Annotated in this window: 23 protein-coding genes; 4 read left to right on the forward strand and 19 right to left on the reverse strand. The window is 69.0% G+C overall.

The features are described 5' to 3' along the window. Positions 1–51 precede the first annotated feature (51 nt). The 14 genes from dprA to QMO76_RS17995 all read right to left on the reverse strand — a co-directional run bounded on the left by dprA (position 52) and on the right by QMO76_RS17995 (position 13,765). Positions 52–1,257, reverse strand: a complete 1,206-nt coding sequence (gene dprA / locus QMO76_RS17930) for a DNA-processing protein DprA (protein WP_306362687.1) — start codon at positions 1,255–1,257, stop codon at positions 52–54. Positions 1,258–1,787: 530 nt separating this feature from the next. Next, a complete protein-coding gene (locus QMO76_RS17935) occupies positions 1,788–3,296 on the reverse strand; it encodes a YifB family Mg chelatase-like AAA ATPase (RefSeq protein WP_306362458.1) in 1,509 nt (502 codons plus the stop codon). Next, entirely contained in the window at positions 3,296–3,661 is a 366-nt protein-coding gene (locus tag QMO76_RS17940) for a YraN family protein (RefSeq protein ID WP_306362688.1), read from the reverse strand. The genes QMO76_RS17935 and QMO76_RS17940 overlap by 1 nt, the downstream gene beginning before the upstream one ends. Before the next feature lie 374 nt (positions 3,662–4,035). Next, entirely contained in the window at positions 4,036–4,341 is a 306-nt protein-coding gene (locus tag QMO76_RS17945; RefSeq protein WP_011210678.1) for a DUF2469 domain-containing protein, read from the reverse strand. A gap of 53 nt (positions 4,342–4,394) precedes the next feature. Continuing rightward, positions 4,395–5,084, reverse strand: coding sequence for a ribonuclease HII (locus QMO76_RS17950; protein WP_306362689.1), 690 nt, complete (start codon positions 5,082–5,084; stop codon positions 4,395–4,397). A gap of 144 nt (positions 5,085–5,228) precedes the next feature. Further along, positions 5,229–6,017, reverse strand: coding sequence for a signal peptidase I (gene lepB / locus QMO76_RS17955; protein ID WP_306362459.1), 789 nt, complete (start codon positions 6,015–6,017; stop codon positions 5,229–5,231). A gap of 96 nt (positions 6,018–6,113) precedes the next feature. Then, positions 6,114–6,455 (reverse strand): 50S ribosomal protein L19, encoded by a 342-nt coding sequence (gene rplS, locus QMO76_RS17960; protein WP_029930025.1) that lies wholly within the window; start codon positions 6,453–6,455, stop codon positions 6,114–6,116. A gap of 208 nt (positions 6,456–6,663) precedes the next feature. Further along, positions 6,664–7,524, reverse strand: coding sequence for a hypothetical protein (locus QMO76_RS17965; RefSeq protein ID WP_306362690.1), 861 nt, complete (start codon positions 7,522–7,524; stop codon positions 6,664–6,666). Positions 7,525–7,836: 312 nt separating this feature from the next. Further along, entirely contained in the window at positions 7,837–10,236 is a 2,400-nt protein-coding gene (locus QMO76_RS17970; protein WP_306362460.1) for a Tex family protein, read from the reverse strand. A 90-nt stretch (positions 10,237–10,326) separates the two neighbouring features. Continuing rightward, positions 10,327–11,010, reverse strand: coding sequence for a tRNA (guanosine(37)-N1)-methyltransferase TrmD (trmD, locus tag QMO76_RS17975; protein WP_306362461.1), 684 nt, complete (start codon positions 11,008–11,010; stop codon positions 10,327–10,329). Between the two features lie 5 nt (positions 11,011–11,015). Continuing rightward, positions 11,016–11,552, reverse strand: a complete 537-nt coding sequence (rimM, locus tag QMO76_RS17980; protein ID WP_306362462.1) for a ribosome maturation factor RimM — start codon at positions 11,550–11,552, stop codon at positions 11,016–11,018. Beyond that, positions 11,553–11,795 carry an RNA-binding protein gene (locus QMO76_RS17985; RefSeq protein WP_029930032.1) on the reverse strand — a complete coding sequence of 81 codons (243 nt, stop codon included), beginning with the start codon at positions 11,793–11,795 and terminating at the stop codon, positions 11,553–11,555. Beyond that, positions 11,795–12,232, reverse strand: a complete 438-nt coding sequence (gene rpsP / locus QMO76_RS17990; protein ID WP_306362463.1) for a 30S ribosomal protein S16 — start codon at positions 12,230–12,232, stop codon at positions 11,795–11,797. The genes QMO76_RS17985 and rpsP overlap by 1 nt, the downstream gene beginning before the upstream one ends. A 438-nt stretch (positions 12,233–12,670) precedes the next feature. Further along, positions 12,671–13,765, reverse strand: a complete 1,095-nt coding sequence (locus QMO76_RS17995; RefSeq protein ID WP_306362464.1) for an amidohydrolase family protein — start codon at positions 13,763–13,765, stop codon at positions 12,671–12,673. Between the two features lie 247 nt (positions 13,766–14,012). On the opposite strand from QMO76_RS17995, the gene QMO76_RS18000 reads away from it, so the two are divergent. Further along, entirely contained in the window at positions 14,013–14,402 is a 390-nt protein-coding gene (locus QMO76_RS18000; protein WP_306362465.1) for a hypothetical protein, read from the forward strand. Positions 14,403–14,698: 296 nt separating this feature from the next. On the opposite strand, the gene QMO76_RS18005 is transcribed toward QMO76_RS18000, so the two are convergent. After that, positions 14,699–15,208, reverse strand: coding sequence for a hypothetical protein (locus QMO76_RS18005; RefSeq protein WP_306362466.1), 510 nt, complete (start codon positions 15,206–15,208; stop codon positions 14,699–14,701). Between the two features lie 275 nt (positions 15,209–15,483). Here QMO76_RS18005 and QMO76_RS18010 point away from each other — a divergent pair, with 275 nt between their 5' ends. Genes QMO76_RS18010 through QMO76_RS18020 form a run of 3 tightly spaced genes read left to right on the forward strand, consistent with a single transcriptional unit; the run spans position 15,484 to position 17,094 of the window. Next, the gene (locus tag QMO76_RS18010) at positions 15,484–15,759 is read left to right on the forward strand and encodes a hypothetical protein (RefSeq protein WP_306362467.1); all 276 of its coding nucleotides are present in this window, start codon (positions 15,484–15,486) and stop codon (positions 15,757–15,759) included. Then, the gene (locus QMO76_RS18015; RefSeq protein ID WP_306362468.1) at positions 15,740–16,261 is read left to right on the forward strand and encodes a DUF6879 family protein; all 522 of its coding nucleotides are present in this window, start codon (positions 15,740–15,742) and stop codon (positions 16,259–16,261) included. The genes QMO76_RS18010 and QMO76_RS18015 overlap by 20 nt, the downstream gene beginning before the upstream one ends. Further along, positions 16,258–17,094 carry a helix-turn-helix transcriptional regulator gene (locus QMO76_RS18020; protein ID WP_306362469.1) on the forward strand — a complete coding sequence of 279 codons (837 nt, stop codon included), beginning with the start codon at positions 16,258–16,260 and terminating at the stop codon, positions 17,092–17,094. The genes QMO76_RS18015 and QMO76_RS18020 overlap by 4 nt, the downstream gene beginning before the upstream one ends. A gap of 16 nt (positions 17,095–17,110) precedes the next feature. On the opposite strand, the gene ffh is transcribed toward QMO76_RS18020, so the two are convergent. The 4 genes from ffh to QMO76_RS18040 form a co-directional block, all read right to left on the reverse strand. Continuing rightward, positions 17,111–18,694, reverse strand: a complete 1,584-nt coding sequence (gene ffh / locus QMO76_RS18025) for a signal recognition particle protein (protein WP_306362470.1) — start codon at positions 18,692–18,694, stop codon at positions 17,111–17,113. 66 nt (positions 18,695–18,760) lie between these two features. Next, positions 18,761–19,072, reverse strand: a complete 312-nt coding sequence (locus tag QMO76_RS18030) for a hypothetical protein (protein ID WP_306362471.1) — start codon at positions 19,070–19,072, stop codon at positions 18,761–18,763. A gap of 155 nt (positions 19,073–19,227) precedes the next feature. Then, complete coding sequence (locus tag QMO76_RS18035) at positions 19,228–21,726, reverse strand: [protein-PII] uridylyltransferase (protein ID WP_306362472.1); 2,499 nt, start codon at positions 21,724–21,726, stop codon at positions 19,228–19,230. Between the two features lie 127 nt (positions 21,727–21,853). Then, positions 21,854–22,192 (reverse strand): P-II family nitrogen regulator, encoded by a 339-nt coding sequence (locus tag QMO76_RS18040; RefSeq protein WP_306362473.1) that lies wholly within the window; start codon positions 22,190–22,192, stop codon positions 21,854–21,856. Between the last annotated feature and the right edge of the window lie 3 nt (positions 22,193–22,195).

Raw genomic sequence — 22,195 nt, forward strand, 5'->3', positions numbered from 1 at the left:
GGCGGTGCGGCGATCTCGTCTTGCCGGGCGCCCGGAACACGAGTGGCGCATTCACGGGTGTGCGGCGGGGGCGATGCGGTACCAGCCGTTCTCATCGCAGGAGACCAAGCCCGCCAGTTCCAGAGCGCACAGGGCGGCACGGACGGTGGGCATGGGTAGGCCGGTGTGTTCGGTCAGCAGCCGGGGCAGGCGGGAGCCTCTCGGCGGCAGGGCTGTGTAGACGGCGGCCTCGTCGCCGGTCAGGTTGTCCTCCGGGTTCGGCGGGACACTGCCCGGCAGGGAGAGCCGGAGCGGGCCCACCTCGTCGATGACATCCTCCGCGCCGGTGGTGAGCGATACCTCGCCCTCGCGGATCATGCGGTGGCAGCCGACCGAGGCCGCCGAGGTCACCGGGCCGGGTACGGCCAGGGCGGGGCGGCCGAGGCGACGCGCCCACTTCACCGTATTGCGGGCTCCGCTCCGGAGGCCCGCCTCGACCACCACCACGCCGTCGGCCAGGGCGGCGATGAGCCGGTTGCGGGCGAGGAAGTAGTGCTTGCGCGCGGTGACGCCGGGCGGATACTCGCTGACCACCAGCCCGGTGTCGGCGATCTCGGCGAGCAGCCGGTCGTGCTGCACGGGGTACGGGCGGTCGACGCCGCAGGCCAGCACCGCGACCGTGACGCCCCCGGCCGCCAGCGCGGCCCGATGCGCCATGCCGTCGATGCCGAAGGCAGCGCCCGAGACGATGGTCCAGCCCCGTGCGGCCAGTTCCCCGGCGATCTCACCCGTGACCTGGTTGCCGTATCCGGTGCTGCACCGCGCGCCCACCACCGCCACCGCCTGTTCCGTGCACTCCGCCAGTGCCCGCGGGCCGCGCACCCACAGCACCAGCGGCACCGAGCCGCCCTCGTCCGCACCGGGATCGAGCTGGCTCAACCCCAGCACCCGCCACGCGGGCCACTCGGCGTCGTCGGGTGTCACCACCCGCCCGCCGATGCGCTCCATGAACGCCAGATCCTGTTCGGCCCTGTCGATTCCCCGACGCGACTCGGTCGGCCCCCGCAAGGTGTCCGGCAACGCGCATTCCCGCACCGCCCGCGCGGCCTCCACCACCCCGACCGATTCGATCAGCGCCGACAGCGGCGCGCACGGCCCTTCGACAACGCGCGACAGGTACACCCACGCCAGCCGACGCGCATCCGGATCGCCGTCGGAGACAGCGGTTTCGGCGTCCGGCGGCGCGCCCGCCCCGCCGGACGCGCACCTACCGGACATCACGTCTCGACACGCGAGCGCGACACCCCGAATCTCCGGCGCACGGACCCGACGAGAGTCCGATCTCGCCCTCGAATCGCCGCTGCGCGTACCCGCATCGACGGCACACGCACCCGCCTCAGCGACACACGCACCCGCCTCAGCGACACTCGTAACCGGTTCAGCGACACCCGTTTTCGAATCGGCCGAATTCGTGCCCGCTGCGGCCACATGCGTAGCTGAACCGCCCGCCCCCGTGCACGGGCCAACCGTGCCCGAGCCCGGATCTTCCGCGCACGCGCCCTCCGCGCCCGCGCGCGGAACGCCGGTGCCCGCGAGCGGGATACCCGTGCCCATACTCGTACCGGTCGAACTCGCACTCGAATCGGTCATATCCGCGCTCGTACTCGCACCTGCGTCCGAATCCGGCGGCGACACCGCCATCAACGGCGTCACGAAAGGCGGCGTCACGACCGGCGGCGGAGCCACGACCGGCGACTTCGAGCGCTGTGCGCGCACGGGCTCGGGCAGGGGCCTGGGCAGCTGCTCGCTCATGAGCTTCCCCGCTGGCGAAAGGTCAATGCCTGCAAGACATCCTGTGCGGTGGGTACCTCGCCGCCGCGCAGGTCGCAGATGGTCCAGGCGACCCGGATGGCACGGTCCGCACCGCGTGCGGACATGCGGCCGTGTTTGAGGGCGTTCTCCACCGGGGCCAGCGCCTCGCGGGGCAAGCGGAAGCGTTGCCGGAGAATATGTCCCGGCACCTCGGCATTGACCGACCAGCCGACCTCCTTCCAGCGACAGGCCGCGATCTCGCGGGCGGCGGTGACGCGAGCGCGCACGGTTTCGCTGCTCTCGGCCTTGTCACCGCTGAACGCGCCCGCCGCCTGCGCGTGCATCTGGACCCACAGGTCGATGCGGTCCATCAGCGGACCGGACAGTTTCCCCAGATAGCGGCGGCGGGCCAGCGGTGCGCAGATGCAGTCGATATCCCGGGCCGGAGCGCACGGGCAGGGGTTGGCGGCGAGGATCAGCTGGAACCGTGCGGGGAAGCGCGCCACCCCGTCGCGCCGGGCGATGCGCACCTCACCTTCCTCCAGGGGCGTGCGGAGAGCTTCCAGTACGGCCTTGGAGACCTCCGCGCACTCATCGAGGAACAGGATTCCGCGGTGCGCCCGGCTGACCGCCCCGGGCCGGGCCGAAGGCGACCCGCCGCCCACCATCGCGCTCACCGAGGACGAATGGTGCGGGGCCACGAAGGGGGCGACGGTGATCAGGGGGTGATTGCCCGACAGCGTGCCCGCCACCGAGTGGATGGCCGTCACCTCGAGGGATTCGCGTTCGCTCAGCGGTGGCAGCAGCCCTGGAAGACGCTGGGCCAGCATGGTTTTGCCGATGCCGGGTGGACCGGTGAGCAGCAGATGGTGTCCGCCCGCGGCGGCCACCTCCAGCGCCCACCGCGCCTCGTCCTGGCCGACCACCTCGGTGAGGTCACCACCGGCCCAGGCCGGCGCGGGCTGCACCCGGTCGGGCGCGAACAGATCGCCGTCGCCGCGCAGCCAGTCCAGCAGTGCGCGCAGGGTCGGCGCGCCCAGGACCTCGATGCCGTCCACCAGCCCGGCCTCGGGCAGCGCCGCCATGGGCACCACCACCGTGGAGCGTCCGGCGGTCCGCGCGGCCAGTACGGCGGGCAGGACGCCCCGCACCCGCCGCACCCGGCCGTCGAGGGCGAGCTCACCCAGCAGCACCGCCTTCGCGAGCCGATCGACCGGCACCGCGCCCGCCGCGTCCAGGACCGCAGTGGCCAGCGCCAGGTCGTAGACGCTGCCGACCTTGGGCAGCGTCGCCGGGGACAGCGCGAGCACCACCCGCCCGTCGGGCCACCGCTCCCCCGAGTTGGTGACCGCCGCCCGCACCCGGTCCCGCGACTCCTGCAGGGTGGTGTCGGGCCGCCCGACCAGGTGCAGGGACGGCAGCCCCTGCCCGATATCGGCCTCGATCTCGACCAGCTGCCCGTCCACCCCCGAGACCGCCACCGAGTACGCCCGCCCCAGCGGCATCAGAACACCCCCGGCAGATGTGTGATCTCCGGCTCCCCACCGGGCGGCAGCAGCACGGCGACCACGTCGAAGCGGACCCGCAGCCACGGCCCGGCCTGCTCCCGCAGCCACAGCAGCGCGAGCTGCCGGATGCGCCGCTGCTTGGTGAAGGTCACCGCCTCGGCGGGCAGCCCGAAGCCGGTCCCGCTGCGCGCCTTCACCTCGACGAAGACCGTGACGTCCGCATCACGCACGATCAGGTCGAGCTCGCCGTAGCGACACCGCCAGTTCCGGTCGAGCACCTCCATACCCGCCGCCCGCAGGTACCGCGCCGCCAGCTCCTCACCCCACGCGCCCAGCGCCTGATTATGTGGCGCACCGTCCAGAACTCGATCGGGCGACTCACCACCGGAACCCTGGTCACGCGAATCGCCGCCGACAATCCGACCGTGCGGCCCGCCACCGGGAACCCGATCACGGGGCCCGCCACCGGGACCCTCATCATGCAGCCCACCACCGAGAACCCGACCGTGCGATCCGCCGCGTAGAGCTCGACCGCGCGGCCCACCGTCCCGCGCGTCCGCGGCCGGGAGCAGTGTCGGAGTGTGCGCGCCCTCGAGCGCCGGATGCCGTGCCGCCGGTTTCTGTGCCATACGACCAGCGTGGGCGGGACCGCGATGGTCCCGCCCACGCCGAGCTGGGAAAACAGAAAGTCTGGGGATAGTCGGCCGGGTTGTGGACAACCGGGCCTCCGGACCGCCTACTCAGGCAGCCGCAGGTCGGGTTTCTCCAGCTCCTCGATATTCACGTCCTTGAAGGTGATGACTCGAACATGCTTCACGAAGCGGGCGGGACGGTACATATCCCAGACCCACGCATCGGACATCCGCACCTCGAAGTACACCTCGCCGTCCGCGTTCTGCGGCCGCAACTCGACCGAGTTGGCGAGGTAGAAGCGGCGCTCGGTCTCCACCACGTACGAGAACTGGCCGACGATGTCCTTGTACTCGCGGTACAGCGAGAGTTCCATCTCGGTTTCGTACTTCTCGAGATCCTCGGCGCTCATCGGGTGGAAAATCCTCCTTCTCGCCACACTGGCCACACTGGCTTATCAGAACATCATCCCGCATACGCGGTATCGGTAGCCACCCGGCCGGTCTCTCGTACGTTTCGCCACGATCGACGGTGCTCGCAGGTGGGTCCGAGCCGGTTCAGCGCCTCGGTGTGCTCGGTGGTGTTGTAGCCCTTGTGGGCGGCGAAACCGTACCCCGGGAACTGCTCGTCCAATTCCACCATCATGCGGTCGCGCGTGACCTTGGCCAGCACACTGGCCGCCGCGATACAGGCCGACGTGGCGTCGCCGCCGATCACCGGCAGCGAGGGAACGGGCAGGCCGGGCACCCGGAACCCGTCGGAGAGCACGTACCCGGGCGCGGGATCCAATCCGGCCACCGCGCGGCGCATACCCTCGATATTCGCCACGTGGATGCCGATGGCGTCGATCTCCCAGGCCGGGATCACCACCACCCGCCACGCCAGCGCCACCCGCTGGATGACCGGGAACAGCTCCTCCCGCACCCCTTCGGTGAGTTTCTTGGAGTCGTCGAGTCCGGCCAGGGCGGGCAGCGGTTTGGGCGGGAGCAGGCAGGCGGCGACCACCAGCGGTCCGGCGGAGGGACCGCGCCCGGCCTCGTCCACCCCGGCGACCGGACCCAGGCCGCCGCGGATCAACGCCGATTCCAGGGTGCGTAGCCCACCGGCCCGGCGCATCACCACCCGCGGCGGCCAGTCACCGCCCTCCCAGCGAATCTTCTTGCCGCTCTGCGCCTTCGCGTTCTTGGAAGTCGTCCCGCCACCGGCCCGTGCAGCGGCGGACTTGCGCACACCGTTTCGCGCGGCACCCTGGGCCGCGCCATTGCCCGAAGTCCCCACCGGTCGATTATCTCTCCGTGTTCAGTTGGTCTGGGGGTTCTGCGAGCGGATGAGTCCGATATGGCTCAGGGGCCAGATCTTGACCACCGCCTTGCCGCGCACGTCGTCGATCGGCACGGTGCCGTCCAGCTCGTCGTCCATATGGGCGCGGGAATCGGCCGATTCGTTGCGGTTGTCGCCCATCACCCACAGATTGCCCTCCGGCACGGTGACGGGTCCGAATTCCCGCCCCTGGGCACGACTGTCCTGATAGGGCAGGCCGGGCACATAGGGATACAGGTATTGCGCGTAGGGCTCGTCCAGCGGCTTGCCGTCCACGATTACCCGGCCCTGCTCGTCACAGCACTGCACGGTCTGCCCGCCCACCGCGATCACCCGCTTGACCAGGTCGTTCTCATCCGGCGGCACCAGCCCGAAGATGGAGAAGAAGTTCTGCACCCCGCGCACCACGGTGTTCTCGGAGCGGATCGACCGGTAGTTCTTGTTCCACGAGTCGGTCGGACCGACGAAGACCACCACGTCACCGGGCTTGGGATCGCTCCAGTAGTAGCTCAGCTTCTGCACGTAGATCCGGTCGCCGGTGCCGTTGCGGCCGTGCAGCGTCGGCTCCATGGACTGCGAGGGGATGACGTAGGGGCGACCGATGAAGGTCACGACCACGGCGGCGATAATGGCCGCGATACCGATGAGCAGCGGCAGTTCCTGCCAGAACGGCCGCTGCTTCTTCTCCTTCTTCCCCTTCCGCGACGACCGGCCCTCGGGCCGTCCGTCGTCGGGGGAAAGGTTCACCGAGTCGCTCTCGTCTGCCACGCGGAACAGAGTAGCCCGGCACCGCGACGAACCGTGCGGGGCCGGGCTACTCGGCAGTTCCGGTGCGAGCCGTTGCGGCCGCTCGAGAACGCTACCTCAGCGCTTTTCCTTGATCTTGGCGGCCTTGCCGCGCAGGTCGCGCAGGTAGTACAGCTTGGCGCGACGCACGTCACCGCGGGTCACGACCTCGATCTTGTCGAGGTTGGGGCTGTGCACCGGGAAGGTGCGCTCCACGCCGACGCCGAACGACACCTTGCGCACGGTGAAGGTCTCGCGGATGCCGCCGTTCTGACGCCGGATGACGACGCCCTTGAAGACCTGGATACGCTCCTTGTTGCCTTCGATGACCTTCACGTGCACATTCACGGTGTCACCCGGGCGGAACTCGGGGATATCGCTGCGCAGCGACTTTTCGTCGACGAAGTCGAGGGTGTTCATGTCCGTCCTTTGGAAGTTCGCGCGAGCAGAGGAACCTGGCGGCACTGGTCGCGCTCGACCGGTTCGTACTCCGGATAATTGGGCGGTGCGTCGGGCGCGATGCGCCCAAGGCAACCTGAGCATTGTGCCAGACGGCCGGACCGCCCCGGTAATCGGGTTGCCTTCGTCACTGCCGTCCGCTGCGGCGCGGACGGCGCGGCCCGCCGCCTCAGTCGGCCATCTTCCGGCTACCGAGCCGGTGCGTCGGCGGCGGCGCGGACGGGGCCGGGAGCACCGTGTGCTCCAACTCCTCCTCGGTGGCCTGCCGCACATGGACGAGATCCGGCTTCCCGGCGATGAGGTCCTGTACGAAGATCTTGGCCTGGATGACCGGCCGCCGGTACCGCCGCTCGCGAATGATGGCGCGCCGCATGGTCTTCGGCCGGGAACCGTAGCGCCAGCGCGCCCACGGCGATCCGGGCCGGGCCAGTCGCAGCCAGCCGATGACCAGCAGCGGCGGGAAGAACATGCCGAACAGGCCGGTCCAGATCTTGCCCTTGGCGATGACGATGGCCGCGAGCAGCAGATTCGTGATGGCGAACACGCCGACCAGCACCCGCGCCGGCGTACCGGGCTCGTGCCGGACGTCGTTGAGGTCCAGCAGCCACAGCGGATGGAAGCCGAGCAACAGCAGCGCGGTCACCGCCACGGCGACGAAGACCGCGTCCACGGAGGTGCGCCCCTGCTCCTCCCAGTACACGTCCCGCAGGTAGTAGATGAGCGCGAACTCGTCCAACACCAGCGCCGCGCCGACACCGAACACCGCCGCCAGCGCGCTGATGGTGCCGACGCCGCTCTGGTACATGGTGATCATGCCGACCCCGGAGGCGAGCACCATGATCACGCCGAACACCATGTGGTGGATGTGGGTGTCCCCGGCCCGCACGTTCCCCGGCCACCACCGCACCTTCGCGCGGATCAGCCGGACGCTGACGCGGATCAGCACGAACCCGAGCATGAACCCGAACAGCAGGCACAGCAGCGGCAACCGTCCGTTCGGGATCACGACATCATCGAGCCACCGCCGCATTCCGTCCATCAGCCCGCTGACTCTCCGCTCCGTGCCCACCGTGTGCGACCGCCGACGGTACGCGTCGTCACGATCCGTTCGGCCGCCGAGCACCGGACCGCCCTGACCATTGTGCAGCGGTCACGAGCCACCGGCCAGCAACGCGGGAGCGGATCCGCTCGGCCGCCCGTGCGGTATCCGTATCGCGGCGGCGATACCGTGTGGCCGTCGCGGAGCCCGTGCGGGCGCGACATTGGCTCGCCGACCCGGCGTCGAGGCGACGCCGGGTCGGCGAGCACGGTTCTCGGTCCTCGACCGCTGGTCGGACGCGCTCTACTTGCCGAATCCCGCGCGGCGCAGGGCATCCGCCATGGCACCGCTCGGCGCGGGCTGGTTGCGGCGGTCCTGACCGCCGCGCCCCTGGCCGCTGCGGTTGCCGCCCTGCCCGCCGCCGCGCTGCTGCGGGCGGCCGCCGCCGTTCGACCCGCGCTGGCCCTGCCCGCGCGGACGTCCGCCGTCGGCCTGCTTGGTCTGGCCCGGCTCGTCGTCGAGACGCAGGGACAGGCCGATGCGCTGGCGCTGCACATCCACCTCGAGCACCTTGACCTTCACCACGTCGCCGGATTTGACGACCTCGCGCGGATCCTTGACGAAGTTGTGCGACATGGCCGAGACGTGCACCAGGCCGTCCTGATGCACGCCGACGTCCACGAACGCGCCGAAGGCGGCCACATTGGTGACCACGCCTTCGAGCACCATGCCCGGCTTCAGATCGGCGACCTTCTCGATGCCGGCGGCGAATTCGGCGGTCTTGAACTCCGGGCGCGGATCGCGGCCGGGCTTCTCGAGTTCGGCGATGATGTCGGTGACGGTGGGTACGCCGAACTTCTCGTCGGTGAACTCGGCGGGCCGCAGTGCGCGCAGCACCGTGGTGTTGCCGATCAACTCGGCCATACCGCGACCGGTGGAGTCGAGAATGCGCCGCACCACCGGGTACGCCTCCGGGTGCACCGCGGAGGTGTCGAGCGGATCCTCGCCGCCGCGGATGCGCAGGAAGCCCGCGCACTGCTCGAAAGCCTTGGGGCCCAGGCGCGGCACGTCCTTGAGCGCGGCCCGGCTGCGGAACGGTCCGTTCTGGTCGCGGTGGGCCACGATGCTTTCCGCCAACGAGGCGGCGATACCGGACACCCGCGACAACAGCGGCACCGACGCCGTGTTGACATCCACGCCGACCGCGTTCACCGCGTCCTCGACCACCGCGCCCAGCGAGCGGGCCAGCAGGGTTTCGGACACATCATGCTGGTACTGGCCGACGCCGATGGACTTCGGGTCGATCTTCACCAGCTCCGCCAGCGGGTCCTGGAGGCGGCGGGCGATGGAGACCGCGCCGCGCAGCGACACATCGAGCTCGGGCAGTTCCTGGGTGGCGTACGCCGACGCCGAGTACACCGACGCGCCCGCCTCGGAGACGACGATCTTGGTGGGCTTGTTCTCCGGAATGCGCGAGATCAGTTCGGCGGCAAGCGCATCGGTCTCCCGGGAGGCGGTGCCGTTGCCGATGGCGATGAGCTCCACCCCGAAGCGGGCGACCAGTGCGCCCAGCACGGCGAGGGACTTCTCGGTCTGGCCCTGCGGCTTGTGCGGGTAGACGACCTCGGTGGCGACCACCTTGCCGGTGGCGTCCACCACGGCCACCTTGACGCCGGTGCGGTAGCCCGGATCCAGGCCCATGGTGGTGCGGGTGCCCGCGGGCGCGGCCAGCAGCAGATCGCGCAGATTGGCGGCGAACACGTCCACGGCATCGCGTTCGGCGGACTGCCGCAACCGCATCCGGGTGTCGATGCCCAGGCTCACCTGGAGTTTGGTGCGCCACGCCCAGCGCACGGTGTCCAGCAGCCAGGAATCGGCGGCGCGGCCCTGATCGGCGATGCCGAACTTGTGCGCGATCCGGCCCTCGTACACGGTGCGTTCACCCGGCTCCGGCTCTTCCGTATCCGGTTCGAGGTGCAGGGTGAGCACCTCTTCCTTCTCCCCGCGCAGCAGCGCCAGAATCCGGTGCGAGGGCAGCTTCTCGAACGGTTCGCTGAAATCGAAGTAGTCGGCGAACTTCGCGCCCGCCTCCTCCTTGCCCGCGCGCACGGTGGAGGTGATCCGCCCCCGGCTCCACATGAGTTCCCGCAGTTCACCGACCAGGTCGGCGTCCTCGGCGAAGCGTTCCACCAGAATGGCGCGGGCGCCGTCGAGCTGTTCCGCGGTGTACCGGGCGGGGTCGGTGGTCGGATCGGTCAGCAGCGCGTCGGCCACCGGCTCGTGCCCGGCCTCCCGGGCGATCTGCGCCTTGGTGCGCCGCTTGGGTTTGTACGGCAGGTAGATGTCCTCGAGCCGCGCCTTGGTCTCGGCGAGCATGAGCTGCGCGTGCAGCTCGGCATCCAATTTGCCCTGGCCGCGAATGGATTCGATGATCGACGCCCGGCGCTCGTCGAGCTCGCGCAGGTAGTGCAGGCGTTCGTCGAGCTGTCGCAGCTGCGCGTCATCGAGTCCGCCGGTGACCTCCTTGCGGTAGCGCGCGACGAACGGCACGGTCGATCCGCCGTCGAGTAGTTCGACTGCGGCACGGACCTGCTCGTCCCGCACTCCCAGCTCATCGGCGATCCGGCGGCTCACGCTCGCCGGCCCGACGGTGCTCGGAGTTCCGGTGCTGTCTGCGTTGACGGTTTCGGAGGCTGTCGTCACGCCCGCAGACACTACCCGCGGCGGGTGACAGCGCATCGAGGTGCCACTCCCGAAGCGCCGCGGCGGCACGAACGACGGCGCGGCTGTGCGTCAGTCCGGCGGCAGCAGATCCGGACGACGCTCCCGGGTGCGCCGCAGGGACTGCTCGCGCCGCCAGGCGTCGATCTTGGCGTGATTGCCCGAGAGCAGGACGTCGGGGACGTCCAGACCGCGCCAGGAGACCGGGCGGGTGTAGCTGGGCCCCTCCAGCAGGCCGTCGGAGAACGAATCCTGTTCGTGGGACCGCTGATTGCCCAGGACGCCCGGAACCAGGCGGACGACGGCCTCGGTCATCACCAGGACCGCGGCCTCCCCGCCGATCAGCACGTAGTCGCCGATGCTGACCTCCTCGACCCGGACACGGCGGGCGGCATCGTCGAAGACGCGCTGGTCGATGCCCTCGTAGCGGCCGCAGGCGAAGACGAGATGCTTTTCGGCGGACCATCTCCGGGCGGTCGCCTGGGTGAACGGCACACCGGCCGGGGTGGGGACCACGAGCAGCGCGTCGTCCGGGCACACCGCGTCCAGCGCGTCTCCCCACACCGTGGGTTTCATGACCATGCCGGGGCCGCCGCCGTACGGCGAATCGTCCACGGCCTTGTGCACGTCGTGGGTCCAGTCGCGCAGATCGTGCACCCCGACCTCGAGAATGCCCTTCTCGACGGCCTTGCCCAGCAAGGCCGTTCGCAGCGGCTCCAGGTATTCGGGGAAGATGGTGACGACGTCGATACGCATGGCGCTCACTCCGCGTCCAGCAGCCCTTCGGGCGGGTCGAGGACGATCCGGCCCTCGGCCAGCGACACCGTCGGCACGATGGCCATGACGAACGGCACCAGAATCTCGCGGCCCGCGGGCGGGAACGCCTCGGACGCCTTGATCGACAGCAGTTCCCCGGCGGCGGAGTGCAGTACCTCGTTCACGGTGCCGACGACGGTGCCGTCCGCGAGGGTGGCGGTGAGCCCCTCGAGTTCGTGATCGTAGAACTCGTCCGGATCCTCCGAGGGCGGCAGCTCGGCGCTGTCCACCACGAACAGCGTGCCGCGCAACGCATCCGAGGCCGTGCGGTCCTCGACGCCCGCCAGACGCAGCAGGAGTCGGCCCGAGTGCTCCCGGGCCGACTCCACCACGTACTCCTGGGTCGCCTCGGCCCGCGGCAGCCGGCCTCTCAGCACGCTGCCGGGCGCGAACCGCAGCTCCGGTTCGTCGGTGCGGACTTCCACGACGAGTTCGCCTCGCACCCCGTGCGATTTGGCGACCCGCCCGACGACCAGTTCCATCTACTGATCCGTGTCGACCACGTCGACGCGGATGCCCTTACCGCCGATCCCGGCGACCAGGGTGCGCAGCGCGGTCGCGGTGCGTCCGCCGCGCCCGATCACCTTGCCCAGATCGTCCGGGTGCACGTGCACCTCGACGGTCCGGCCACGTCGGCTGGTGATCAGCTCGACGTGGACGTCGTCGGGATTGGCGACGATGCCGCGCACCAGGTGCTCGACGGCATCGGCGACAACGGCGCTCATTACTCGGCAGCCTCGGTGGTGGCCTCGGCCTCGGCGGCCTCGTCCTTCTTGGCGGCCTTCTTCTTCGGGGTGACGGCCTCGGTGACCGGCTCGTTGTCGGCCGCGGCCAGGGCGGCGTTGAACAGGTCCAGCTTGGACGGCTTGGCCGCCTTGGTCTTCAGGGTGCCCTCGGCGCCCGGCAGGCCCTTGAACTTCTGCCAGTCGCCGGTGATCTCCAGCAGCCGCTTCACCGGCTCGGTCGGCTGCGCGCCGACGCTCAGCCAGTACTGCACGCGCTCGGAGTCGATCTCGATGAACGAGGGCTCTTCCTTCGGGTGGTACTTGCCGACGTTCTCGATGGCCCGGCCGTCGCGGCGGGTACGCGCGTCGGCGATGACGACGCGGTACTGCGGGTTGCGAATCTTGCCCAGACGGGTCAGCTTGATGCGGACAGCCATATGCTGCGCCTTTCGTTCATCGGCCGCCCCGAAGGACAGCCTGAGTGGTCACGGCCGCAATTCAGCAGTCCACCCCGCGGGTGGACCCGGTTTTGCGTTGAGTGTTGTGACCGCCGCGCGGTACGTAACCGGAGACGGGCTGACACTGTCCTCGATGAGGACGGTCGTTCATTCTGCCAGACACCGCTCGACCCGATGAAATCGGCCTCGGCAAGCGCCCCGCCACGGAGAGCCCACCGGAGGCGGTGCCGCCAATGGGCCGTGACGTGCGCGTTCGCTAGTCGGCGCTGCCGGTCAGGAACTTCACGATCAAACCGACCAATACGGCTGCGAGCAGGCTTTCGACGGAACCCACGGTGATCACCTCATCAGGTTGGAGCGAAACAAACATTTGAAGCATGAATGATTCACTTCTGGTTCGGGGCGGATTCCCGAGATTCAGCGATGGCCGGTGACCGGAGTGCCACGGGTGTAGACGCGACCGCGCAGGACCACCCGGGCGGGGTGGGCGAGAACCTCCGGATGGGCGCGCGGGTCCCGGTCGTAGACGACGAGGTCGGCGGGGGCCCCGGGTTCGATGCCGGGACGGCCGAGCCAGGTGCGGGCGTCCCAGGAGGACGCGCCCAGGGCGTCATGGGGTGACAGGCCCGCGTGCATGAGGGCGGTGATCTCGTCGGCGATGCGGCCGTGCCGGATGGAGCCGCCCGCGTCGGTGCCGGTGTAGACGGGGACACCGGCGTCGTGCGCCTTGGCGACGGTGTCGCGGGAACGGCGGTGCAGGTCGCGCATGTGGGCGGCGTAGACGGGGAATCTGCTCGCGCTGTCGGCGATTCCAGGGAAGGTGTCGATATTGACGAGGGTCGGCACCAGGGCGGTGCCGTGCGCGGCCATCGCGGCGATGGTGTCGTCGGTGAGCCCGGTGCCGTGTTCGATGCAGTCGATTCCGGCGGCGAGCAGGCCGTGGAGGGCGTCCTCGCCGAAGACGTGGGCGGTGACCCGCGCCCCCTCCCGGTGGGCGGCGGCGATGGCCTCCTTCAGGATGGCGTCGCTCCACAGCGGGCGCAGGTCGCCGACGGAGCGGTCGATCCAGTCACCGACGATCTTCACCCAGCCGTCGCCGCGCCGGGCCTGTTCGGCCACGATCTCGGGCAGCTCGCGCTCGTCGTCGAGTTCGATGCCGAGTTCGCGGATATAGCGCTTCGGGCGGGCGATATGGCGGCCGGCGCGAATGATCTCCGGCAGGTCCGCACGCTGGTCGAGGAAGCGGGTGTCGATCGGGGAACCGGCGTCGCGCAGCAGCAGCGCCCCCGCATCGCGTTCGATCTCGGCCTGGGCCACCGCCCCGTCGTGATCCTCGTGCCCGCCGCCGTAGCGGATGCCCACATGGCAGTGCGCGTCCACCAGCCCGGGCACGATCCAGCCGTTCTCACACAGGGTTTGGGCTCCGGGCACCGGTTCGGGCGAGATCCGGCCGTCGCGCACCCACAGCTCGCGAACCTCCCCGTCCGGCAGGACCACGCCTCGCAGCCGCATACCGACCCCCTGTCGACGATCACTCAGTTCATCGGGAACTTCAGCTTCGACAGGTCGAAACTGGTCGACCTACACCATAGCGCGCATCCATGTCGCCTCCGCCAGGGCGATCACGGCACGTCCAGTCCACTGAGATCGACACGCGGTTCGCTCGGGCTTGCGTTGTGCCCCTTGGCTAGTCGATCTTTCGACCCGCGCCGCGGCTGAGCGGTACAGTCCATCGCGAGAGCTCGATTTTAGGGGAGACGTGAAGCACACCAAGGGCGTACTGGCTGCTGCGCTCATAGCGATGGCGCTGGCTGGCTGCTCGGATGATGCAGCTCAGGGCGGAAAGACCACCACATCAACGACAGCATCGGCCGCTCAGGCTCTGGCCTTTCGCAGTGGGGTCCAAACGCTCGCCGATACGGTCACTTCGCCGCAAAAAGGCTACTGGACCCCGGAGCAATTTCTTGCATCGTTCTGCCAGAAGGCGAATTCTACGCCGGGCGCAACACAGCAGTCGGTTGCAAAGGAGCTGGCTATCGGTGTCGCCGCAGCTACCGACTCCTCGAGCAGCGAACGCGCCAGCCAGGAGGCGAGCGCGTTGGCCCTGATGGCCACCGTCCCAGCCTGCCAGACGATCCCGAAATCCTAGACGCGGATCCACGAAGGATCCCCCTCTCCCCGCAAATCCGCGCATCTCCCGGAACCTACCCCTGGCCAGGTGACAGCGGTGTTGTCGATGGAGTCTCCAGCGCGCCCCAGACCTGTTCGGCCGGATTGTCGTGTGGGCTGTAGCACGCATCGAACGGCAGTACCAGGCGAGGCTGGGGGCTCACGAACCGAGTGACAGCGTCGGCATCGTGGATCTTGTTGTGGAGCAACGCTTCAGGGTGTCCCGAATGCGGTCATGACCTCGACTCCCCGGGCTTCCCGAGCTACCGGCGTGGTCTAGGCCCCGTCTGCCTGCGCGGGCGGCAGGTCGGTCACACCCCGAAGCGGGGGCATGGCCCGCCAGGCGTAAGTCGCCTCCGGACTGACCGTGATTACGTCGACCTGCCGTACCAGCGTCCCCGGAATCTCCCCGCCCTCGAAGTGCGCTGGACTCGGTACAACCACGGCCTCGGCGTCCAAGCGTGTCACCTGGGCCTTCAAGCGGGCCAGCGGAGGCCGCTCGTTCGTGGGGTCGTAGACGATCATTCCGGAGAAGTCGTATCCGAGCCGGCTAGCGAGCTTGCGGATGCAGCTTTCGTCCCAGAGTTGGGATACCCCGGACACGTCGGTCCGCAGATAACCGAGACAGTTCGGCTTGTAGCGCATGTCCGCCCTTTGGTCGTAGTGGTCGTTGTCGGCGCTGTGCCGGTAGTGCTCGAGGTAGACACCTCCGCTGTCGTCGTCGCCGTAGGCGTTGGCCTCCAAGACGCCACCAGGAAAGCTGTAGATCCTTCTGCCCGTGGCCATCTCGACTCCTGCCCGTTGCTGCTGGACGGCAGCACAGAGCCGGGACGACTGCTACCGACTCCGAGCGCCTGAGCTGACGGTATGAACCGGAGGAATCGCTGACTATGAGTGTGCTCAAGTTTGCCGAAGTTACTTGTCTAGACCCCATCTAGGGTCGGCCCGAGGGATAATGGTTCCTACGCAGGAAAACTCGCGCACACTGCTAGACAGGGGGCAGCACAATGCGCCTTACATTCCTTGGCAGAGGCGGGTCAGACATAGGACAGTGCCCGTCGTTGTACCTCACCGATCGAGGCACCTACCTGGTACAGGGATGGCAGACAGCCAAGCCTGAAACCATCGAAATCCCGCACCTGCTAACGGGATTCGCCGAGGAAGGTACGTTCATCGGTGCCACGATGTCCGATAGCGGACGGGGCACTTTCACGCTGACCGGGCTGCCGGTGACCGACGCCGAAACGCTCCGGCAGCTTGACCTGGCCGCCAACGAGAGGGCCATCGAAGTTCCGAAAGCCGAAAGGACGTTCTACGGTGCTCTACCTGCCCACTGATCCTCCGGACTGGGTGAGCCTGTTCGCCGAGTGCAAGCGCGAGGCGTTCCACCTGGAGGTCCGCGACGCCTACGCGGTGCCGCACGAGTCCGAGCGCTTCCGCCGGTTCCTCGACGGGGAACCAGCGTTGCCGGACGAGCACAAGAACCGCTGGAATGATCTGATTCGGGAGACAACCGGCCGGGGCGTCACAGTGAGCAGGGTCCGGGTGGTCACTGTGCCGCACTCCGACTATCACCGTTGGCTGCTGTCGGTTACGGACTCGAATGCCGAAGCAGGGGAGGATATTCGGTACGTCCCTCGCCATCTCGCTGGGGACGTTCCCCCGGATGACTGGTGGTTGTTGGACAACGACCGGGTTGTCTACAACCTGGTGAACAATGCGGGCAGACCGGCCGGGCTGGCGGTGACGACAGATCCGGGCGTAGTCGCCTACAACCGAGGCGTTCGCGACCGGCTCTGGGCTCTGGCGACTCCGTTCGCCGAGTACACCCAGCGGTGACGAATAGCGTTCACGACGCGCGAGAGGCTCTCGGGGCACGGCTCCGGGAGCTTCGCCGCAGGTCAGGTCTCACCGGCCGCGCCCTCGCGCGATTGGCCGGCTGGCATGAGTCGAAGGTCTCGAAGATCGAATATGGGCGGATCACGCCCACCGATGCCGATATCCGAGCCTACTGCGAACAAACAGGTGCAGTTGATCAACTCGCAGACCTTCTTGCCACCTTGCATACCATCGACACCGCATACGTCGAGTGGCGACGCATCCTCGGCACCGGTCTACAGCGTCGGCAGCAGAAGGCGCTGAAGCTGGAAGCGGAGGCAACCGCGATCCGCGATTATCAGCCGCAGATCATTCCCGGCCTACTGCAAACCGCAGAATATGCCGAGGCGAAACTACGGCGCGGTATGGAGTTCCATCAGGTCCCCGACGACCTGGATGCAGCGGTGAGCAAGCGCATGGAGCGGCAGCGCATCCTCTACCAGCGCGACCACCGGTTCCACTTCGTCATTGCCGAGCAGGCGCTCTACACCACCGTTGGCGGCGACGCAGTGATGCGCGGCCAACTCGACAGGCTAGCCGCCATCATCGGCATGCCCCGGGTCACCCTCGGAATCATTCCGGTCGACGCCGAGGCGCTGGTGGTATCAACCAATTTCGCGATGTTCGACAACCGCCTCGTCATGGTCGAGAGCACGGCGGCGGAGCTGACCATCACTCAGCCCCGTGAGATCGCAACCTACGGGCGCGCGTTCAAGCTGCTGGCTGGACAATCAGCCGTTGGCGAGAACGCGCGAACCCTGATCAGGAAGGCGATCGACGCGAGAGGACGCTAGGCAGTCACGCGACTAGCTAGCGCCCTTTCGGCGGGTTACGGAAGTCCAGTTTGGAGAGATCGAAACCTTCGAGCCCCGGCGGCAGTTCGTTGAGCCCCGCGGGCATGTTCGAGGTGTCGGGCATCCCCGCGGGCATCCCGCCGGGCAGCCCCGGCATGCCGGGGAACCCGCCCTTGACCTTCGGCGGGGTCGGGCCGCGGCCGCCCTTCTTGCCCTTCTTCCCCTTCTTGCCCTTGCCGCCGCCACCGCGCGAGCCGGGCAGGCCGAACTGGCGGCTCATCATGCCCATCATCTTCTTGGCTTCGAAGAAGCGGTCGACGAGCTGGTTGACCTCGGAGACCGAGACGCCGGAGCCATTGGCGATGCGCAGGCGGCGGGAGGCGTTGATGATCTTGGGATTGTCGCGTTCGGCGGGCGTCATGCCGCGGATGATGGCCTGGACGCGGTCGAGCTGCCTGTCGTCGACCTGGGACAGGACGTCCTTCATCTGGCCCGCGCCGGGCAGCATGCCGAGCAGGTTGCCGATCGGGCCCATCTTGCGGATGGCGAGCATCTGGTCGAGGAAGTCCTCGAGGGTGAGCTCACCGGAGCCGATCTTGCGGGCGGCCTCCTCGGCCTGCTTCTGGTCGTAGACCTGCTCGGCCTGCTCGATCAGGGTGAGCAGATCGCCCATGCCGAGAATGCGGCTGGACATGCGGTCGGGGTGGAAGACGTCGAAGTCCTCCAGCTTCTCGCCGGTGGAGGCGAAAAGGATGGGCTGGCCGGTGATCTCGCGCACCGACAGCGCAGCGCCGCCGCGGGCGTCGCCGTCGAGCTTGGTCAGCACCACGCCGGTGAAGCCGACGCCGTCGCGGAACGCCTCGGCGGTGGTGACCGCGTCCTGGCCGATCATGGCGTCGAGCACGAACAGGATCTCGTCGGGCCGCACGGCGTCGCGAATGCCCGCGGCCTGCGCCATGAGTTCGGCGTCGATGCCGAGGCGGCCCGCGGTGTCGACGATGACCACGTCGTACTGCTTCTGCTCGGCCTCGGCGATACCGGCCTGCGCCACCTGAACCGGATCGGCGGCGGTGACACCGAGCGGGTTCTCACCACCACCGATGGAGGTGCCGGGATGCGGCGCGAAGACCGGCACGCCGGCCCGCTCGCCGACCACCTGGAGCTGGGTGACAGCCCCCGGGCGCTGTAGGTCGCAGGCCACCAGCAGCGGCTGATGCCCCTGTCCCTTCAGCCATTTGGCGAGCTTGCCCGCGAGGGTGGTCTTACCCGCGCCCTGGAGACCGGCCAGCATGATGACGGTCGGCGGGTTCTTGGCGAACCGCAGCCGCCGGGTCTCGCCGCCGAGGATATTGACCAGTTCCTCGTTGACGATCTTGACGACCTGCTGGGCCGGGTTCAGCGCCGCGGAGACCTCCGCGCCCTTGGCGCGCTCCTTGACCTTGGCGATGAAACCGCGCACCACGGGCAGCGCGACGTCGGCCTCGAGCAGCGCCAGCCGGATCTCACGCGCGGTCGCGTCGATATCGGCCGGTGACAGTCGCCCTTTGCCACGAAGGTCCTTGAGGGCACCGGCCAACCGGTCGGACAGGGATTCGAACACCGATCGCGCTCCTGATCTCGAGGGACGTCACTCGGGTACCAGGGTAGTGGGACCGGCCGAGAAGAGTTATTCCAGGTTGCGGCGCGCGGCCGTGGCGGGGCGGCACAGGTCGTGGTTCTCCTGCACCACCATGCCCACCGCCTCGCGTGCGGTGAGGCCGAGTTCGAGCGCGAGCCCGTCCAGCAGCGCCCATTCGGCCTCGGTGGGCGGGTGCGCGGTGACGGTGGAGGCGATGGTCATGGCGGTCACCGCCTGCTGTCCGGTGAGGGTGCGGCCGGGCAACCAGGAGACGACCCAGCGGTCGCCGCCGACACAGCGCGCGATGTGCTGGGTCGAATCCGACGTCATCATCGACGCCGACACCACTTCAATTGCCACCGACTGCTCCCCTCATGCTCGCGATAGCTTTCTCTAGAGGGGGATATTAAAGCGCGGCACGGGGTACCCATACCTATTCCAGCAAATTGCACGCAACGATCGGATTAACTGGCAAACGCGGGGTTTGCCAGTTAATCCAACTACACGGCGACTGATCAGAAAACTCTGCCGGAACCTATTTCCGTGTCCGATTCGGGAGATTTCTTCGGTTGCTGCGGCGGCACCACCGCGAGCAGCGCCGCCTCGATCTCCGCCCGCCGCTGCGGCGTATCCCCCGGGCCCAGATCCAGGCAGAACACGTCCACCACGGCCGCGCCGAGGGTCACCGCCTTCGCCCAGAGCACATTAGCGCCCACCCGGGCCAGCCCGCCCGCCAAACGGCTGAGCAATCCGATTCTGTCCTCGGCACGCAATTCCAGCAGCACCCGTCCCGGATCGGCCGTTTCGGACCAGATGATCCGCGGCGCCGCCTGCGCGTAGGGGCCGCGCCGCGTCCCGCCCGCATCGCGTTCCTTCCGCGCCAGCACGCCCGAAAGATCCAAATCGCCGTTGCGGGCCCGGATCAATTCCTGGCGCAGCAGGCCGGGATCCGGCGGATCACCGAATCGCGGCGCCACCACGAAAGTGTCGATGGCCGACGCTCCGGCCCGGCCCAGCGAGGCCGACAGCACCCGCAGCGAATGCGCGGCCAGCACGCCCGCCGCGTCCGACAGCAAGCCGGGCGTGTCGGGGGCCACGACCGTGACCACGTGGGTGTAGCGCCCGTCCCCCGCCCGCAGGTCCACGTGCACCCCGCCCGCCTCGGCCCTGGCGACCAGCTCGGCCGGAATCGGATCCGGTTCCGGCAGGTCCTCCCCCGCCACGGACAGCCGGCAGCGGCGCACCAGCTCCGCGATGAGCGACGCCTTCCAATCGCTCCACACCCCCGGCCCGGTGGCCAGCGCGTCCGCCTCGGCGAGCGCGTGCAGCAGTTCCAGCAGCTGCGCGTCACCGTCGAGGGACTTCACCACCATGAGCACCGTGTCCGGATCGTCGAGATCGCGGCGGGTGGCGGTATCGGGCAGCAGCAGATGGTGGCGCACGATGGCCGACAACGTCCGCACATCCGAGGGCCACAGCCCCAGCCGCCGGCCGATCTGGGTGGCGAGTTCCGCGCCGACCACGCTGTGGTCCTCGGGACGGCCCTTGCCCAGATCATGCAGCAGCGCGCCGAGCAGCAGCAGGTCCGGGCGCGACACCCGCGTCGACAGCGCGCTGGCCCGCACCACCACCTCGACCAGGTGCCGGTCCACGGTCCAGGTGTGGATGGCGTCGCGCGGAGGCAGATCCCGCACCACGCCCCATTCCGGAAACAGCCTGCCCCACAGGCCCGTTCGGTCCAGGGCTTCGATGGCGTCCACCGCGTTGCGGCCCGAGCCCAGCAGCACCAGCAGGTCGTTGAGCGCTTCCTTGGGCCACGGTTCGCGCAGTTCCGGCGCGTCCTCGGACAACCGGTTGAGCGTGGTGGCCGACATGGGCAGTCCGGTCTGCGCGGCGGCCGCCGCCACCCGCAGGATCAGACCGGGATCGCGCTGCGGGCGGGCATCGCGGGCCAGCACCACCTCACCGGCGTGTTCGACCACCCCCTCATCGAGTGGTCGCCGTACCGGCATGCGGCGCAGGCGGGCGAGTCCGCGCCGCGGCAGGGCGTTCGCCGCGGTGCGCAATCCGACGTCGACGGAGTAGCTCACCGTCCGGGCCGCGTCCGACAGGGTGCGGGCCAGATCGAAACGGTCGCCGATGCGCAGCGCCGCGCCGATCTCGTCGGCGTCCTGGGCACGCAGTTGGTCGCGCCCGCGCCGGGCCACCCGGTGCAGTTCGGTGCGCACGTCCAGTAGCCGCCGATGCGCGAGTTCCAGGCCGCCGCCCGGCACATCCGGGCCGAGCCCCGGCATGGCGTCGGTCAGCTGTGCGATGGACAGCGCGTCGAGCAGCTGGATGTCGCGCAGCCCGCCGCGTCCGTTCTTGAGATCGGGTTCGGCCCGGTGGGCGATCTCCCCACTGCGGCGCCAACGGGTTTCGGCCTGCTCGAGCAGCCCTTCGAAGCGGGAGCGGATACCGGTGCGCCAGTCCCGGCGCACTCCGCTGACGAGCAGATCGCTCAGCGTCTCGTCGCCGACGATATGCCGCGCTTCCAGCATGCCGAGCGCGGCGGTGAGATCGTCGGCGGCCACGCGCAGCGCCTGCGGGACGGTGCGCACGCTGTGGTCGAGCTTGATGTGGGCGTCCCACAGCGGGTACCAGAGCTGATCGGCCACCTCGGCGACCCGCCGCGGGTCGACGTCGTCGTAGAGCAGCACCAGATCCAGATCCGAGTACGGCAGCATCTCGCGGCGGCCCAGACCGCCCACCGCCACCACCGCCAGGCCGCTGTCGGGCGTGATGCCGACCTCGGACCCCTTGGTGGTCAACCACAATTCGAACAGATCGACCAGTGCCTGGCGCAGCGACTCGGAATCCAGGCGCGGGGTGCGCGCACCGCCGCCCGCATTCCTGCCCGCCTCACCGAGCAGTTGATCGCGGGCGCGGACCAGATCCGACGCACCGTTGCCGACAACACCGCCTGCGACCTGCTCGTTTCGCGCTCGCTCGAAACCCACGACCACACCACCCATCTCAGTTGTCCTGCCGCCGCGCGGCGGCGCACCGACCTCTCATGACGTCGCGCCGACCCGTCACATGAGTGCGGCCCCGTTCCCACCGGTCCGGCGGGAGCGGGGCCGCCGCTCGAGCGCTGTCCGCTTACAACGCGTCGGTCCCTCGCTCGCCGGTGCGAACCCGGATGACCGACTCGACCGGGGTCACCCAGACCTTGCCGTCACCGATCTTGCCGGTGCGCGCGGCCTCCACGATGACCTCGACGACCTTCTCCACGGAGGCGTCGTCCGCGACCACCTCGACCCGAACCTTCGGGACGAAATCCACGGAGTACTCCGCACCGCGGTAGACCTCGGTGTGGCCCTTCTGCCGCCCGTAACCCTGCACCTCGCTGACGGTCATGCCCAGCACGCCGGCCTGCTCGAGTCCGGACTTGACGTCCTCGAGGGTGAACGGTTTGACGATTGCGGTGATCAGTTTCATGCG

Source organism: Nocardia sp. CC227C (assembly GCF_030767025.1).
In the GTDB taxonomy this organism is placed as follows: domain Bacteria; phylum Actinomycetota; class Actinomycetes; order Mycobacteriales; family Mycobacteriaceae; genus Nocardia.

Coding starts and splice junctions, on each gene's coding strand:
- dprA (WP_306362687.1), bottom strand. CDS start 1,257: ATGTCCGGTAGGTGCGCGTCCGGCGGGGCGGGCGCGCCGCCGGACGCC.
- QMO76_RS17935 (WP_306362458.1), bottom strand. CDS start 3,296: ATGCCGCTGGGGCGGGCGTACTCGGTGGCGGTCTCGGGGGTGGACGGG.
- QMO76_RS17945 (WP_011210678.1), bottom strand. CDS start 4,341: ATGAGCGCCGAGGATCTCGAGAAGTACGAAACCGAGATGGAACTCTCG.
- rplS (WP_029930025.1), bottom strand. CDS start 6,455: ATGAACACCCTCGACTTCGTCGACGAAAAGTCGCTGCGCAGCGATATC.
- QMO76_RS17965 (WP_306362690.1), bottom strand. CDS start 7,524: ATGCGGCGGTGGCTCGATGATGTCGTGATCCCGAACGGACGGTTGCCG.
- trmD (WP_306362461.1), bottom strand. CDS start 11,010: ATGCGTATCGACGTCGTCACCATCTTCCCCGAATACCTGGAGCCGCTG.
- rimM (WP_306362462.1), bottom strand. CDS start 11,552: ATGGAACTGGTCGTCGGGCGGGTCGCCAAATCGCACGGGGTGCGAGGC.
- QMO76_RS17985 (WP_029930032.1), bottom strand. CDS start 11,795: ATGAGCGCCGTTGTCGCCGATGCCGTCGAGCACCTGGTGCGCGGCATC.
- rpsP (WP_306362463.1), bottom strand. CDS start 12,232: ATGGCTGTCCGCATCAAGCTGACCCGTCTGGGCAAGATTCGCAACCCG.
- QMO76_RS17995 (WP_306362464.1), bottom strand. CDS start 13,765: ATGCGGCTGCGAGGCGTGGTCCTGCCGGACGGGGAGGTTCGCGAGCTG.
- QMO76_RS18005 (WP_306362466.1), bottom strand. CDS start 15,208: ATGGCCACGGGCAGAAGGATCTACAGCTTTCCTGGTGGCGTCTTGGAG.
- QMO76_RS18035 (WP_306362472.1), bottom strand. CDS start 21,726: ATGGGTGGTGTGGTCGTGGGTTTCGAGCGAGCGCGAAACGAGCAGGTC.
- QMO76_RS18040 (WP_306362473.1), bottom strand. CDS start 22,192: ATGAAACTGATCACCGCAATCGTCAAACCGTTCACCCTCGAGGACGTC.